General features: G+C 39.8%; 14 protein-coding genes. 4 read left to right on the top strand and 10 right to left on the bottom strand.

Features of this window, described 5'->3' with window-relative positions; translation table 11 throughout:
* Positions 1-334: 334 nt before the first annotated feature.
* Positions 335-505 carry a hypothetical protein gene (locus ABJG98_RS12570; RefSeq protein ID WP_348279873.1) on the top strand — a complete coding sequence of 57 codons (171 nt, stop codon included), beginning with the start codon at positions 335-337 and terminating at the stop codon, positions 503-505.
* On the opposite strand, the gene mutS is transcribed toward ABJG98_RS12570, so the two are convergent.
* Entirely contained in the window at positions 502-3,108 is a 2,607-nt protein-coding gene (gene mutS, locus ABJG98_RS12565) for a DNA mismatch repair protein MutS (RefSeq protein ID WP_348279872.1), read from the bottom strand. The genes ABJG98_RS12570 and mutS overlap by 4 nt on opposite strands.
* Before the next feature lie 56 nt (positions 3,109-3,164).
* Between mutS and ABJG98_RS12560 the strand changes: the two genes are divergently transcribed.
* Complete coding sequence (locus ABJG98_RS12560; protein ID WP_348279871.1) at positions 3,165-3,701, top strand: TrmH family RNA methyltransferase; 537 nt, start codon at positions 3,165-3,167, stop codon at positions 3,699-3,701.
* A gap of 36 nt (positions 3,702-3,737) precedes the next feature.
* On the opposite strand, the gene ABJG98_RS12555 is transcribed toward ABJG98_RS12560, so the two are convergent.
* The 8 genes from ABJG98_RS12555 to ABJG98_RS12520 form a co-directional block, all read right to left on the bottom strand.
* Positions 3,738-4,265, bottom strand: a complete 528-nt coding sequence (locus ABJG98_RS12555; RefSeq protein ID WP_348279870.1) for a ferritin — start codon at positions 4,263-4,265, stop codon at positions 3,738-3,740.
* 36 nt (positions 4,266-4,301) lie between these two features.
* Positions 4,302-4,637, bottom strand: coding sequence for a hypothetical protein (locus tag ABJG98_RS12550; protein ID WP_348279869.1), 336 nt, complete (start codon positions 4,635-4,637; stop codon positions 4,302-4,304).
* Positions 4,618-4,803, bottom strand: coding sequence for a hypothetical protein (locus ABJG98_RS12545; RefSeq protein ID WP_348279868.1), 186 nt, complete (start codon positions 4,801-4,803; stop codon positions 4,618-4,620). Before ABJG98_RS12545 ends, ABJG98_RS12550 begins: the two co-directional genes overlap by 20 nt.
* A gap of 136 nt (positions 4,804-4,939) precedes the next feature.
* Positions 4,940-5,371 (bottom strand): hypothetical protein, encoded by a 432-nt coding sequence (locus tag ABJG98_RS12540; protein WP_348279867.1) that lies wholly within the window; start codon positions 5,369-5,371, stop codon positions 4,940-4,942.
* The gene (locus ABJG98_RS12535) at positions 5,371-7,845 is read right to left on the bottom strand and encodes a TonB-dependent receptor (RefSeq protein WP_348279866.1); all 2,475 of its coding nucleotides are present in this window, start codon (positions 7,843-7,845) and stop codon (positions 5,371-5,373) included. Before ABJG98_RS12535 ends, ABJG98_RS12540 begins: the two co-directional genes overlap by 1 nt.
* Positions 7,826-9,232, bottom strand: coding sequence for an HTTM domain-containing protein (locus ABJG98_RS12530; protein ID WP_348279865.1), 1,407 nt, complete (start codon positions 9,230-9,232; stop codon positions 7,826-7,828). Before ABJG98_RS12530 ends, ABJG98_RS12535 begins: the two co-directional genes overlap by 20 nt.
* Positions 9,232-10,356 (bottom strand): imelysin family protein, encoded by a 1,125-nt coding sequence (locus ABJG98_RS12525; protein ID WP_348279864.1) that lies wholly within the window; start codon positions 10,354-10,356, stop codon positions 9,232-9,234. Before ABJG98_RS12525 ends, ABJG98_RS12530 begins: the two co-directional genes overlap by 1 nt.
* A 64-nt stretch (positions 10,357-10,420) precedes the next feature.
* The gene (locus ABJG98_RS12520; protein ID WP_348279863.1) at positions 10,421-11,650 is read right to left on the bottom strand and encodes a DUF4856 domain-containing protein; all 1,230 of its coding nucleotides are present in this window, start codon (positions 11,648-11,650) and stop codon (positions 10,421-10,423) included.
* A 238-nt stretch (positions 11,651-11,888) separates the two neighbouring features.
* Between ABJG98_RS12520 and ABJG98_RS12515 the strand changes: the two genes are divergently transcribed.
* On the top strand, positions 11,889-12,275 hold the full coding sequence (locus ABJG98_RS12515; RefSeq protein ID WP_348279862.1) for an acyl-CoA thioesterase: 387 nt from the start codon (positions 11,889-11,891) through the stop codon (positions 12,273-12,275).
* A gap of 1 nt (position 12,276) precedes the next feature.
* Here the strand turns inward: ABJG98_RS12515 and ABJG98_RS12510 are convergent, their stop codons facing one another.
* Positions 12,277-12,909, bottom strand: coding sequence for a response regulator transcription factor (locus ABJG98_RS12510; protein ID WP_348279861.1), 633 nt, complete (start codon positions 12,907-12,909; stop codon positions 12,277-12,279).
* A 129-nt stretch (positions 12,910-13,038) separates the two neighbouring features.
* Between ABJG98_RS12510 and fumC the strand changes: the two genes are divergently transcribed.
* Complete coding sequence (fumC, locus tag ABJG98_RS12505) at positions 13,039-14,442, top strand: class II fumarate hydratase (protein WP_348279860.1); 1,404 nt, start codon at positions 13,039-13,041, stop codon at positions 14,440-14,442.
* Positions 14,443-14,515 lie beyond the last annotated feature (73 nt).

The raw sequence follows: 14,515 nt of genomic DNA, 5'->3' as shown, positions 1-14,515 counted from the left end.
TAATTGCAACTATATCTAAGACAAAATTGACCGGCTGAATATATTATCTGCCATGTAAAAAGCTAGTTGCCAGCTAACAATCCGTTTTAAGTCTATTTCTACCAAATAATTAAATTCCGAATTATCAAACAAAAACGCCTCGTTTCGATCAATCTACACTTAGAGATAGACGAAAGACTCTTGCTTGTCGAGGGGTAAAAAAGTCCTGAAATTGACTAGTAATTTGACCTACATTAAATCCGTGATTTACCGAGGAATTGCACGCCCTGATTTTTCTCACATTTGTATTGTTCATATAGAACTAGAAAGTACAAACCACGAAAAACTAAAGAAAATGTTCAAAGAAGAAATCGAAATGACACTAGAATGTGCTGTGAAAGTAAGAAAGCACTTAGTAAGAATTCTCGAGGGGAACAACAACGCTGAATTGGAAGCTCAACTTCAGTACGTAAACGGTCTGATCATGGAAGCTGATTCCATGCAGAACAAAGTGCTTGCTGCTTAAGAACCTTTTAGTATCTCCTTCAATTCATTGAGTTTCAATAAAGCCTCCACAGGTGAGGTCGTGTTTACATCAATATTTCGAAGGATATCTAACATCCGATCCATTCGTGGGTCGGCTTCAAACAAATTCATTTGGAACTGCTGAGTAGGCAGTTCTTCTAGTTTCTGACGATCAGAGTCTGTTAGTTTTTCTTTTTCCAGATGCTTTAATATTTCATTTGCCCGAATCACAATCTCATTGGGCATGCCGGCCATTTGCGCCACATGAATACCAAAGCTGTGCTCACTTCCTCCTTCTACTAGCTTCCGCATAAAAATCACCTTGTTCTCCAGCTCCTTTACTGATACATTGAAGTTCTTCACTCGCGGCAAATCCTTGGCTAACTCATTCAACTCATGATAGTGTGTGGCAAAAAGCGTCTTGGCTTTCGCTTTCGGATGATTGTGTAGATGCTCCACGATAGACCAGGCAATAGAGATTCCATCATATGTGCTCGTTCCTCGCCCGATCTCATCCATGAGCACCAGCGAGCGATCGCTCAGGTTATTAAGAATACTGGCGGTTTCGGTCATCTCCACCATGAATGTAGATTCACCACGTGAGAGGTTGTCTGATGCTCCTACTCTTGTAAAGACCTTGTCAACCAAGCCAATCTTTGCATACCCTGCTGGAACAAAGGATCCCATCTGCGCCATAAGTGTAATCAAAGCTGTTTGACGTAATAAGGCAGACTTACCAGCCATATTAGGTCCAGTAATAATCATCACCTGTTGTGAATCATTGTCGAGGTAGAGGTCGTTCGAAATATAATCTTCTCCCTGGACCAAATTTCTCTCAATAACTGGATGCCGACCTTCTTTTATGTCAATGATTTTTTCTTCAGAGATATTAGGTCTACAATAATGATAAGCTTGTGCTTGCTGCGCAAAGCATGAAAGGCAATCCAATTGTGCGATCACTTTTGCATTTTGCTGAATGGCATCTATATAGGTATGAGCGAAAGCAACAAGCTCACCATACAATTTTTGTTCTAAGACCGCAATCTGGGATTCTGCATTGAGAATCTTTTCTTCATACTGCTTTAGCTCCTCGGTAATGTATCGTTCGGCATTAACCAGTGTTTGCTTTCGGATCCACTCTTCCGGCACTTTATCCTTGTGAGCATTCGAGACTTCCAGGTAGTAACCAAACACTTTATTGTAGGCGATCTTCAGTGAAGTAATACCCGTTCGTTCGATTTCACGCTCTCTGATTCCTGCTAGAAAATCTTTCCCGGTGGTAGAAATTGCTCTCAATTCATCCAAATCAGCATTCACACCAGTTTCAATCACCCCTCCCTGATGCAGCTGTAGTGGAGCATCTTCTTTCAGCATATTGGCCAGCTTTTCGATCAGCTTATCACAAGGGTTTAAAAGATCATGAAATGCATTGAATGCTTCTTTGACATTCAATAATTCCCTTATCGGTTGAATCTGAGTTAAACTCTTTTTAAGTTGAATTAACTCTCTCGGATTGACTCTACTTGTAGCCACTTTTCCGACTAATCGCTCCAGATCTCCGATTTTTTCCAGGTGCTCGCAAAGCGCTGACTGAAGTTCTTCATCATCTGCCAAAGTCTCCACTATATCCAGTCGTTGGTCTATTTCTGGTTTGCTTTTTAATGGCAAAACCATCCATTTCCTGAGCAGCCTACCACCCATTGGGGTAAGTGTGTGATTGATGGTATCTATTAATGATATTCCATCTGGTTGAGCAGCTTGAATCAGCTCCAGATTTCGTATAGTGAAGCGATCAAGCCATACGTATTTATTTTCATCAATTCGGGAGATAGATTTGATGTGATTGGTTTCTTTATGCTCCGTTTCATCCAAATAATAGAGAATGGCACCAGCAGCAAGAACACCTTCTGTGAGTTCTTCAATTCCGTATCCTTTCAGATTAGGAACATTGAAATGTCCCGTAAGCTTTTCGTAGCCATAATCCTTGCTGAATATCCATTCTTCCAGTGGAAAAGAAGAGAAGTGCTCACCATATCTGCTCCCGTACAAATCCCGATTTTGCTTGGGATAAATGATCTCAGATGGCTGAAAGCCGCGAATTAGTTTATCTACGTAATCCTCGGTACCAGCAGAAACCATAAACTCGCCAGTAGAAAGATCAAGGAATGCTACACCACACTTATCCTTATCGAAGTAGATCGAAGCGAGGAAGTTGTTTTTGCGCTGATCGAGCACATTATCGTTTAAGGATAAACCGGGAGTAACCAGCTCAGTAACCCCACGTTTTACAATTCCCTTTACTGACTTTGGATCTTCAAGTTGATCACAGATGGCTACTCTGTATCCGGCACGTACGAGCTTAGGTAGGTACGTATCCATCGCGTGATGAGGGAAACCTGCCAATTCCATTTCTTTTTGAGAACCATTGGCTCGCTTCGTAAGCACAATATCCAAGGTTCTGCTTGCCTTGACTGCATCCTCACCAAAGGTTTCATAGAAATCGCCAACCCTAAACAAAAGCAACGCACCCGGGTACCTGCTTTTGATCGCATTGTACTGCTTCATGAGTGGGGTTTCTTTCGCCTTGGTCTTGGTGCCTGCCATGCAGATAGTTCGGTTTAATTTTGCCTATTAGATTGCAATATTAACTCGAATAATTGATGCGGAAAATTAAGAACGAGGAGCTCAACCGGCTATCACCGGAAGAATTTAAAGTAGCTGAAAAATTACCAGCGGTTTTGGTGCTGGATGACGTGCGAAGTGCCATGAATGTGGGTTCTGCATTTCGAACTTCTGATGCTTTTTGTCTGGAAAAGATTTACTTGTGTGGCATAACCGCACAACCTCCACATCGTGAAATAAATAAGACTGCTCTAGGTGCCCAAGATTCTGTGGTATGGGAGTATAAAGAAAACATTGCAGCGTGTATTGATGGGTTGAAAAAAATGGGTTATCAAATTATTGTCGTAGAACAGGCGGATGAAAGCACTTCACTTCTTGACTTTCAACTTAAGAAAGACTCAAAGTACGCCTTTATTTTTGGCAATGAGGTATTTGGTGTTAATGATCAGGCGGTGGAAACAGCAGACGTTGTTTTAGAAATACCACAATATGGCACCAAACATTCACTAAACATCTCGGTAAGTATCGGAGTAGTACTTTGGGATTTTGTAAGTAAACAAAAACGGCTCCTCTGATTGAGAAGCCGTACATTGAATATCTTACTTTGGTAATTACCCTGCTTCGTATTCTATCCCCAGAATACGCTCTTCGAACATTCCAAGCGCAATCTTATCCTCTCCGAGTACATCAAATAGCTCGAGAGCTCTTCTTGCAATGTACTCTTCTTCGATTTGTTCTTGAACGAACCAGCGCATAAATTCTTCAGTGGCTATATCGTTGTACTTTCTGCACTCGCCAACGATCTCATGTATCGAATCAGAAACTGCGATTTCATGCTCTAATGCTTTTTCAAACACTTCTCTCAATGAACCAAAATCATGCTGACTTTCGCCCACAGTTGGAGAAACTGCGTCACACTCCATATCACACAGGTAGTGGAAAAGTTTTAGTTGATGCTTGCGCTCCTCTTCAGACTGCTGAAAGAAAAATTCAGCACTGTTGTCATATCCTCGTACATCACACCATGCAGCCATGGCAAGGTAAGATGCAGAAGAGTGAGCTTCCATTTTTATCTGTCGATTGATGATGTCGACAATCTCATCTTTGAGTACGTGATGTCTTCTTAAAATATCTTTCATGTCAAGTTCTATTCTATTGGCTTGTAAAATCACCAATCAAAAGTTGAAAACGTTTTTGCGCAAAATCTTCTGAATGGCACTGTTAAGTGCTAAGGTATCGAAGGTTCCGTTTAGAAGCTCTCTAAATTCCAGTATCTCACGAAGGCTGAGTAGTAAGAATCGATCACAGTGAGGAAGATGTACAACTTCTACATCGGGAGCTGAACTTTCTAAAAGCTCAATGATATCAAATGCCATTATCTTTTTACGAAAAGCAAATAGATCGCACAACTTGAATTGAATTTCCTCCTGATCAAATGTCAGAAGAAAGCTATCCGTAAGCTCGCACTGGGCGATTGAAGCACTTTTGGTTTTATAAATCTCTTCCTGCATTTTGGCACATTGTGTGTATGGTAGGACATGATTTGCAGTATTTCCCTTTTTTCTTCATGTACTTGAAGCAACACTCGTCTTTCAATTTTTTACCCCCCTTTTTCTTCTTTTGAAGATGCTCTTCATAAAGCTTAGAAATCGGAAGTTGCACAGGGACTCTACTCATCAATTCTCCTTATTTAGATAGATTCTAAATAGAATGCAAACGTAATGCCCAATAGTGATTTGAGCAAGCTTATTTAGACTAATTCTAAATGATTTTTATCAGGTCATTTGTGAATGACAGGCATTTAATTATTGCTCTAAAAATCCTGATTCCAAATCGTGGTATCATTGGGCACCATAATCTTAATAAAATTATGTTTTGTGGTGTTATGACATAGATTACACGAACCGATCATAAGTTCATAATTCTCTAGAAAAAGCACTTCGTCTTTCTTTCTAATCGCTTCCTCCACTTTCTCGATTTTTGGTAGAAATATGTCCTCAGAAAGGTTACTCAAATTATAATTGTCATGAATGACATCACCGTCAATTAAATTTTCTGTCACTTCTTCTAATTCGTGAGTATAGAAATCGGCCAGTTCCCAATTTTGATTTTTCCCTGCAAGCCACAACTTCTGAGAAAATCGCTGATAGTATCCCATAGTTTCGAGAACCGGGTACTCTTTTACTTCCTTTTTTTCTTTTGAAGTGCAGGCAACAAGTACTAAGACTAGAATAAAGTATCTCATTAGATTTTGAATTGTAAGGTCAAATAATAGTTTCTGGGCTCAGATGGGATAATCCCGGGGCCAGGATATCCAGTAGCTCTTCGAGTAAAATATTTCTCATCAAGCAAATTGTTCACTCCGGTTTCAATCTTAAAACTCCTGTAGCTGTATGAAAGCGATAAATCCAAAATCGAGTATGCCGGGATTTCGCCAATCACACCGTTCCGATTATCTGTGTCAGGAGCAACAGATGAGTTTTCTACATCCGTATATTGCTCTGATAGATGAGTGAACTGAAAACTACCCAACAAGTTTTTATAGCCAAATCGAAGACCTGTTTTAAAGTTGACCAGGGGAATGAACTCCACTTTCTTGCCTTCAACATTATTTTCCTCAGACTCCAGATATGTTGATTCTGTCAATGCGGCGTTTATAAACCAATTGAATTTATAGTTGGCTAAAGGTAGCTGAAGGCTTTTAGCCAAATTCCAATCTGTAAAGAACTCAAACCCCACAATCAATGCTGTTCCAATATTACCTCGTACTCGGTTTGCACGATCATCCAGAATGATCCCAATTCTATCATCATATAAAATACCGTATCCACCAATATCATAGGAGATTAGATCTCTCCACTTTCCTCTGGCCCCAAAATCAAAAGTGAATCCTCTCTCGTCTGAGATTTCAGGATCAATGATGAAGGTTGGGTTGGTTACGCGAATATCACTAAATGTAACAGACCGATAATTTTGAGAAAGATTGGCATAGATCTCAATATTCTGAGAGGGTTCATAACTGGCGCCTATTCCGAACAATAGAAAAGAACGATTAAACATTCGATTGTCCGTGGTATCCCCTAAGGGCTGCACATTCCCTGCAAGGTCAATTCCTTCTCTATTATATGTTCCTCTACTACCCGTTTTGATGTACTCAAATCTGAAACCTGGCGTAATTGAAAATCGGTCATTGATAAATAGAATATTTTCCCCAAAGACTGCCAAATTTCTATTTGGAAACTTAAAGTCAGATTGGTTAATGTAATTCGGATTTTCATTTAGTGTTATATCAAAGTTGGCATCTGTATTTCTACTGCCCGGGCCTTGAATACTTGAATTTTTTGCTCTGTAATATTTGGTGCCAATCAGTAATACAGCATCCTTTCCTCTAAGAGAATAACGAGTGAGATATCGCGCTTCTGCTCCCCAGTTTTTGAATGCCCCTTTGATTAAATCTCTTGAATAGAAATAGCTGCCACCACTTTCTTGTTCATCTATTTGTGTAATTGGATTTACATTGAGCTCTCGTGGATCTCCTCTAAAACCTATTGCATTTCTTTGGGCATTCAAACCAAAAACTGTAAAACTAAGATCACTCCTAGCAGATAGTTTGTGCTTTAATTTCAGTGCATAGAGCTTCCAATTCACTTCAAACCAATTGCGTGTTCGATTGCTGAAATTGAGATTCACGTTGAACTGAGCATCCGTTAATCCTCCGGGCTGTTGGGCTAGATAATATAAGGAAGTATGTTCGAGCGTAGCGGAGGTTCGTTCAGAAAATGCATATCTTAAACTTACAAAATAATTAGTTGACTCAAAGCCAGCGTTTGGTCTGAAACCCTCACCGGTTTTATAGTTCAAATACGTGTAGTATGAGAGCTTTCCAACGGTCCCACTCACAGCGTTGAATGTATTGAACAAACCAAAAGAGCCAACAGACTGACGGGTGGTGAATTCGGCTGGTTTTGCAGAGGGAGGTTTCATTTTGAAGTTGATCAAACCGCCAAACTGTGTTCCATACTGAAGGGAAGCTGCTCCTCTGACTACCTGAATTTGACTCAATGCTTCAGATGGAGGTGTATAATAGCTTTCAGGATACCCTAAAACATCGGCGCTGATATCGTAACCATTTTGGCGGGTATTGAAATTGGAGGTACGGTTAGGATCCAATCCTCGACCACCCACATTGAGCTGTAAACCAGCATCAATGCTTTCATAGATATTTAAGCCAACTACTTGCGAGTAAATCTGTCGGGCATTGTTAGTTGCTGAATTTCCTACCATCTGATCTAGTAGTACTACCTCCGTTTTCTTCCCGGCATATATTGCGGTCCCTTCTACAGGTTGTAGCCTCGTCAAAGCGAATATTTCTTCACGTTTCTGGCTTATCACTACCTCAGAAAGCTCCTGCTGAAACTCTTCCATCGGTACGATTATATTACGATTTTCAGTGATCTCAAGCTCTTGCTCAATCGTCTGATATTCCAGTGACATGATAACAACCTGATGTTTACCTTCCGCCAGGTTACTAAACTCAAAATACCCTTCGTTATTGGTAGCCGTCAGTTGACTGCTGTTCCGATCGTAAATTTCTGCATTTGTAATTGGCTCATTGGTCTCTGCGTCAATGATCTTTCCAGACAAGGTATACTGTGCCATTGCTGGTGCAGCCAGAAGTATGAACAATATTACAGCTATGCTATATCCCCTTAATTTCATCTTCAAATGGTAATATCCACGTCTTATGTTTGAATGATTCGTTGAGTTTAGACAAGTCCACAGACGGATTGATATATGGCTGGCTTTTTCTTCCATTCAAAGCCACATAGCTTTCTACATATACTTCCACGTCTTTTCCCAGAGCTGAGAAATGATCGCATAGGTAGTGGGCATAAGTCAGAATAAAATCAGGCTGAGTAGCCATTTGTTTTTCCTGAAATGAGGTGAGGAAATCACTGTTTTCGATATAGAAAACCTCATTATTTGTTCGATCTACAATTTTGAAATTTGCATAGCCTGTCTTTTCCATCAGCATCACGCGCCATGAAAATCGAAACCCTTCTTCGGTCCAAAATAATTCTCCGGGATACGTTAGGTATCTCCAGGGAAGTAGCAGCTGAATCAAGAAGAAAAATGTCAACAATTTCAATTTCCATTTTGGAGTGACTTGCAGCTCCTTATTTGCCATTTCTCCCGAAGGAAGAAAACCATTCCTACTGGTTGTTTTGCTTTCTAAATGAGGTAGATTTCTTATGGTAGTTGATATGAATTGAATGAGTGACTCAATTCTACCAATGATCTTCTCATGCACTTTTGGGTCGAAGAAAATCATTGCACTTGCGATCATGATATATGGAAACATCCCTATCGGAAACAGTATTCGGGTAATGAGATGGAAAACCACGACAAACACAAATGCCAACCACCTAGTTCGCTTCCATAGAAGTAAAAATGGTATAAAGAGATCATAAATTGCTCCCCCCCAGCTGAACGCGTAAATGGCCCATTCCTGATGTAGGAAATCACCTAAAAATGGTACGTCATATTTTCCTGGCAGCCATATTTTTAGTGGCATGGCTTTCACCAGCCAATCTGAATTAAGCTTGGCTAAACCGGCATAGAAATAGACAATACATAATAGAAGTTTGATACTATCAATACTCCATTGTGGGACAAAACCTCCAGATTCTTTTTCGGCATCACAGGAAAAATACTTTTCTGCTGGAAGGAATATCATTAAAAAACTAAGAATACTAATAAAATAGTAATGGTTCAGGTAAGTGGTTTTATCCATCAGCTCGATGTAAGTGAAGCTGAGAAAGAACATTATGATGGATATTCGATAGCGAAATCCTATAGCAACTGCTAATGCTGAAAGTCCACAGATGATGAATAAAAAGTAGGTGAGGTTGCCGAGTGGCTGCACCCATTCAAAGCCATAGTACGGAAAGAAGAAGTCGGGTTCAATGTATAGCTTATTGATCCAACCGTACACCCAGAATCGAATGATACTCACTAGCATCATTAGCCCAAAGAAAATACGAAAGACTGCCAGTGGGGCAGCCTTGGAAGTCTTCGAAAAATATGGTGAATCAAACAATCGCATCAATCGCCATCAGCATCTACAAAATCTACACGGATATTCAGCCCTTGCAGCATGTCTACCTTCATATTTACAACATTTTTCTGTAGCTCATCATATGTTTCAAGCATCAAGGTATTGTCAGTCTTGACTTGAGTATTGAAGTTTTCTGACAGGGCCTCAGCTTTCTCCTTTGATTTTACAAACTGGGCATTGATTAGTGCTCCCAAATCTTCTCCCCCACTCACAGTATTTACAAAATCAAGATAGGATTTGAGTCCTTCTCCTTCTACAGTAAGGTTGGAGTCTGGAGATTTGCCATTAAAGAAGTATTGAACAGCATCTAGACCTGTAATAAATAACTCCTTTGATTTACCACTATAATATCCTTCTACTTTTTCTGGCAGCTTTTCACTGGAAAAGATGCCCGCTGGAATTCCAATCTTACCAGCTCTCAAATGCTTCTCATAATAAAAGATGTAATCATTCACCAGTTTGTTTACTGATGAAGTTGACTCGGAGCCAGAGTTAGCTATGAACGTTTCCCGATAGCCATTTTGCCAATCGTGCAAAACAGATTGAGCCATCGATTCAAGTCGATCTCCAAGATCGATCAAATAAGTTTTATATGGCTGATTAGCAGTCTCTTGTAAATACAGGTCAACGATTTCCTGATCTGTATTTCTGATTCCATAAATGAGATATTCAATTGCAGGAAATCCTTGTTCATCCTGCTTGTTTACAGATGTCAAGTCATACGATCCTGATTCTATCGTTTGAATTAAGTCTGAGGTATTTGTTGGATAAATATTGGTGTAGTTGATTAAGCTGAGCTCTTCAGCTTTTCCAATCTCAAACATCGCCACTTTTTGCCATGCAGTATTTGCTGAGAGCCAAGATGCTCTCGCAACGGATAGGTTTTCAATGGATGGCGAATTTGTAAATGCCTCCACTGAGTTATTTAATTCCGCCAACTTCGAAACATACGCTATATAACCAGGCATGATGATATTATCTGCCCAGTTCTGAAGCATTGATTCTCTATCAAAATTATCTCTGGATTCTACCGCATTGTCTTCCGAACAGCTGATCGACACTGCGCACAGGCCAAGTGTGATAAACAATAACAATAGTTCATTTTTCCTCATCTTCTTCATCCGTTTTTAAACACTGGAAGGGATGTCTCAATCCCTTCCTTTTGCTCATGAATTTTTAACTGCCGGCCTGCTCCACAGTAAAGGCGAATTTGGCTGCAATCTCGTTTGAGATATCATCCAAAGTGGTGGTAGTGACGTCCCATAGTCCGTTTGTCCCACCTATTAAATCATTTAGCAGATCCTCTACTTCTGCTCTTGAAAAATAAGGCAGTTCGCTATTCGCAATTCTGATGAACTGGAGGCTATAAATGAATCCATAGCCTTCAGACAAATCATGAAAGACAGACGCATAATCCACTGTACTTGCCTCTAACCCGTTTTTACCTTGCTGCAAATAATAAACAGCTCGAACTGCTATAATTGTTGAAATTTTTTCTCTGAGAATCTCTGCTTGAACATCTCTAGTCGAGTAATCTCCGGCTACAATGGCTGCTCTTCCAAGCTTAAAAGCATTGAAGATATCATCAGCAATTCCTTCAAAATCATCATCTCCTTCTACGCGACCAATGTATTTATTTAAGAAACTGTCATCAGCACCAATTGTAGTATTGGGAGTTGTCGTATTTACCGCAGTGCCATATGCATAACCATACGCCTCATCCCACTTATGTTCCATATTGGTGTAACTCTTGCCATCAGCAACAGTTTGAGCATTATTATCTTCTTGATTTGTCCCTGCATCAAGCACTAATGTGCTTACATAATTGTTTAAAATTTGATCAACCATCAACGCCCCAATCAGGCTCTTGCCAAACATCTGATTGTACTCCAATCCTTTTGCATTCACATATCTGATAGATCCACCACCTGCTTCCTGAATGAATCCCGCCTGACCTTCAGATGCTTCTGTTTCCCAATTGGGGAAAACCTCGACTACCTGACCGGCAATCCATGAATCAAAGTCTTCTTTGATAGCTGTTGCATCAGTTGTGTTTGCAGCAAAGAAATCAGTAGAAGCAGCCGTTTTATTTCTTACACTTTTATCTGATGCATTTAGTCCAAAGTTAGTAGCATCTTCAAAGTCATTCGCACCTTCAACATGTGAATACATTGAATGTATGTTATCTTCATTCAATGTCTTGTCAGAAAGAGCACTGACAATTTCCTCAGCCATTAAAATTCGAGTAGACTGCCCACTGAAAGAAACGGTGGAAACACCATCTCGCTCGAAAACATAAGTTTCCGGATCAATAATCGATAGTGTTCCACCGTCATCATCTCCACAGCTGACAAGAGATATCGATATCCCTATAAAAAGGGCCAGTATTAGTTTAATCTTATTCATTGTTATTTCGGTTTGCAAAAATATGTTTTGATTGACTGTTTAGAATCATTCTAAACAATGCAAAATTGATTTTGCTGCACTTATCTCACAATCGCTATGCGTGGCGAAATTTTATATCACTACCATTCGCTATAAACATCACTAGAAGTAGTGAGTTACTCGCTAGAACTGGCGAGTCATCACATATAGAAGAACAAATTCATCCATCTGGCAGTTACCCTTTTGAAATCAGAAAATCATGACACTTGATCAACGAATAGAAAAATCAGAGACACGCATATTCAAAGCTGTGTTTCCTAATACCACTAATCATTACGACACCTTGTTTGGAGGTACTGCAATGCACGCCATGGATGAAGTGGCGTTTATAACAGCCACACGTTTTAGCCGACAGCGAATGGTGACTGTAAGTAGTAGTAAAATAGATTTTAAGAAGCCAATTCCGGCAGGTACCATTGTGGAGTTAATAGGAAGAGTGACACAAGTAGGCAATACCAGCTTAAAAGTTTCCGTACAGATTTTTATCGAGGAGATGTATTCAGAAAAAAGAGAGCAGGCAATTGAAGGTGAATTCTCCTTTGTTGCCATAAATGAGAATAGAAAACCTACCGCGATTCCAAAGTAGGCTAATTTTTTACCAGACCGGTCTCAAGTGCATACACGATTAGTTCCGCTGGAGAACCAAGATTTAATTTCTTGAGGATATTTTTTCTGTGTGAATTTATCGTGTGAACACTAAGGTGCAATTCATCAGCTATCTGAGCAGTTGTTTTGCTTTTTGTGATTAACTCCAGTACCTCAAACTCTCTCGGTGATAGATTGGTGGGTTCACAATCATCTGTATCCTCCTGATTTTCGACAACAAGGTCGAGGATATTGTTGCAAAAAAATCTGTTGCCCTGGGCCACGGCCCTCAAACCATTAATGATTTCTTCTTCACTGCAATTCTTGGTAAGAATCCCTTTTATACCCATAGTCAACATTTGCTGAATAGAAGCTTTTGTCTGGCTGTTTGAAATAACCAGAAAGCTCGAATTCAACATTTTTCTCAACTCACTAAGTTTGGGAAGAAGTTCTCGGTCTTTATCAGATATATCTATAACAATTAAATCCGGATTGACATCAATGGCAACTTCAACCAATTTATCTGGTGAGTCAATCATCTTGACCAAATCGAATCCAGGCATTGCTTTAATAAGAGAAGCGATCCCTTGTCGAGTCAGATATTGAAAATCAGCTAAGAGAATTGAAGTAGCCAAAGAGCTTATTATTTAGAATGATTCTAAACAAAAGTATGCCGCTAATTTTGATTACACAAAAAACCATCCATAATTGAAATCCAAAAGCACCATACGTTATTAGATTTGTAAGAAGAAAAATTTGATCCAATGGAATACCGAATAGAACATGATACTATGGGCGAGGTGAAAGTACCTGCCGAAAAATATTGGGGTGCACAAACTCAGCGATCCAGAGACAACTTTAAAATTGGTGGTGAGAAAAATCAGATGCCACTTGAAATTATTCAAGCATTCGCCATTCTCAAAAAATCTGCTGCTGAGACGAACATGGACCTGGGCGTACTTGCTAAAGAAAAGTCTGAATTGATTGGAAGGGTATGTGATGAAATTCTGGAAGGTAAGCTTGATGATCAATTCCCACTAGTTGTGTGGCAAACCGGGTCAGGAACACAGTCTAACATGAACGCTAATGAAGTAATTGCTAACCGAGCTCATGTATTGAACGGCGGCTCTCTTTCTGATGATAAAAAAATCATCCACCCAAATGATGATGTAAACAAAAGCCAAAGCTCAAACGACACTTTTCCTACGGCTATGCACATCGCCAGCTACAAAATGGTAGTTGAAAATACTATTCCTAAAGTGAAAAAACTAAGAGACACACTTCACAAGAAAGCTGAGTCTTTTACAGGTGTAGTAAAAATTGGACGTACTCACTTCATGGATGCAACTCCGCTTAGCTTGGGTCAGGAGTTTTCAGGCTATGTTTCACAGTTAGACCATGGATTAAAGGCATTGAGTAATACGCTAGACCATTTATCTGAATTGGCTCTTGGAGGGACTGCAGTTGGAACGGGGCTAAATACTCCGGGAGGATATGCTGAATTGGTTGCAGAAAAAATATCGAAGTATTCCGGTATGCCAATGCGAACAGCTGAGAATAAGTTTGAAGCCCTGGCTGCACATGATGCAATTGTAGAAACCCATGGTGCATTAAAGCAACTTGCTGTAAGTCTTATGAAAATTGCCAATGACATTCGAATGCTATGTTCTGGTCCTCGAAGCGGTATAGGTGAGATCATCATTCCAGAAAATGAACCAGGTTCATCTATCATGCCAGGTAAAGTTAATCCAACACAATGTGAAGCATTAACTATGGTATGTGCACAAGTAGTCGGAAATGATGTGGCGATCTCTACTGGTGGTATGACTGGGCACTTTGAACTGAATGTGTTTAAACCTATGATGGTCTTCAATTTGCTTAACTCAGCACGATTAATTGGTGATGCGTGCGAATCTTTCAACAATAACTGCGCCATCGGAATAGAGCCAAATCAGGGTGTAATCAAAGAAAAACTGGAAAACTCATTGATGCTTGTGACAGCCTTGAATACCCACATTGGATATGAAAATGCGGCTAAAATTGCTAAAAAAGCACATAAGGAAGGTACAACTTTACGAAAAGCTGCCATCGAACTTGGACTTGTTACGGATGAACAGTTCACGGAATGGGTTAAACCTGAAGATATGATTGGGTCGCTAAAAAGTTGATTGATTATCCATTATCAAGAGATTTTTGTACTTTAGTAACATTAAAGATTGCGTAAAAAACCAATTTCACAGG

Source organism: Ekhidna sp., from assembly GCF_039960695.1.
Classification (GTDB): domain Bacteria; phylum Bacteroidota; class Bacteroidia; order Cytophagales; family Cyclobacteriaceae; genus Ekhidna.
The sequence above is the reverse complement of the archived record's forward strand: the minus strand, read 5'-3'. Positions and strand labels throughout refer to the sequence as shown.

Excerpts from the sequence above, each read along its gene's own strand:
- ABJG98_RS12545 (WP_348279868.1), bottom strand. The coding sequence starts at position 4,803 with ATGAGTAGAGTCCCTGTGCAACTTCCGATTTCTAAGCTTTATGAAGAG.
- ABJG98_RS12530 (WP_348279865.1), bottom strand. The coding sequence starts at position 9,232 with ATGCGATTGTTTGATTCACCATATTTTTCGAAGACTTCCAAGGCTGCC.
- ABJG98_RS12560 (WP_348279871.1), top strand. The coding sequence starts at position 3,165 with ATGCGGAAAATTAAGAACGAGGAGCTCAACCGGCTATCACCGGAAGAA.
- mutS (WP_348279872.1), bottom strand. The coding sequence starts at position 3,108 with ATGGCAGGCACCAAGACCAAGGCGAAAGAAACCCCACTCATGAAGCAG.
- ABJG98_RS12515 (WP_348279862.1), top strand. The coding sequence starts at position 11,889 with ATGACACTTGATCAACGAATAGAAAAATCAGAGACACGCATATTCAAA.
- fumC (WP_348279860.1), top strand. The coding sequence starts at position 13,039 with ATGGAATACCGAATAGAACATGATACTATGGGCGAGGTGAAAGTACCT.
- ABJG98_RS12540 (WP_348279867.1), bottom strand. The coding sequence starts at position 5,371 with ATGAGATACTTTATTCTAGTCTTAGTACTTGTTGCCTGCACTTCAAAA.
- ABJG98_RS12535 (WP_348279866.1), bottom strand. The coding sequence starts at position 7,845 with ATGAAATTAAGGGGATATAGCATAGCTGTAATATTGTTCATACTTCTG.
- ABJG98_RS12525 (WP_348279864.1), bottom strand. The coding sequence starts at position 10,356 with ATGAGGAAAAATGAACTATTGTTATTGTTTATCACACTTGGCCTGTGC.
- ABJG98_RS12550 (WP_348279869.1), bottom strand. The coding sequence starts at position 4,637 with ATGCAGGAAGAGATTTATAAAACCAAAAGTGCTTCAATCGCCCAGTGC.
- ABJG98_RS12520 (WP_348279863.1), bottom strand. The coding sequence starts at position 11,650 with ATGAATAAGATTAAACTAATACTGGCCCTTTTTATAGGGATATCGATA.
- ABJG98_RS12570 (WP_348279873.1), top strand. The coding sequence starts at position 335 with ATGTTCAAAGAAGAAATCGAAATGACACTAGAATGTGCTGTGAAAGTA.
- ABJG98_RS12555 (WP_348279870.1), bottom strand. The coding sequence starts at position 4,265 with ATGAAAGATATTTTAAGAAGACATCACGTACTCAAAGATGAGATTGTC.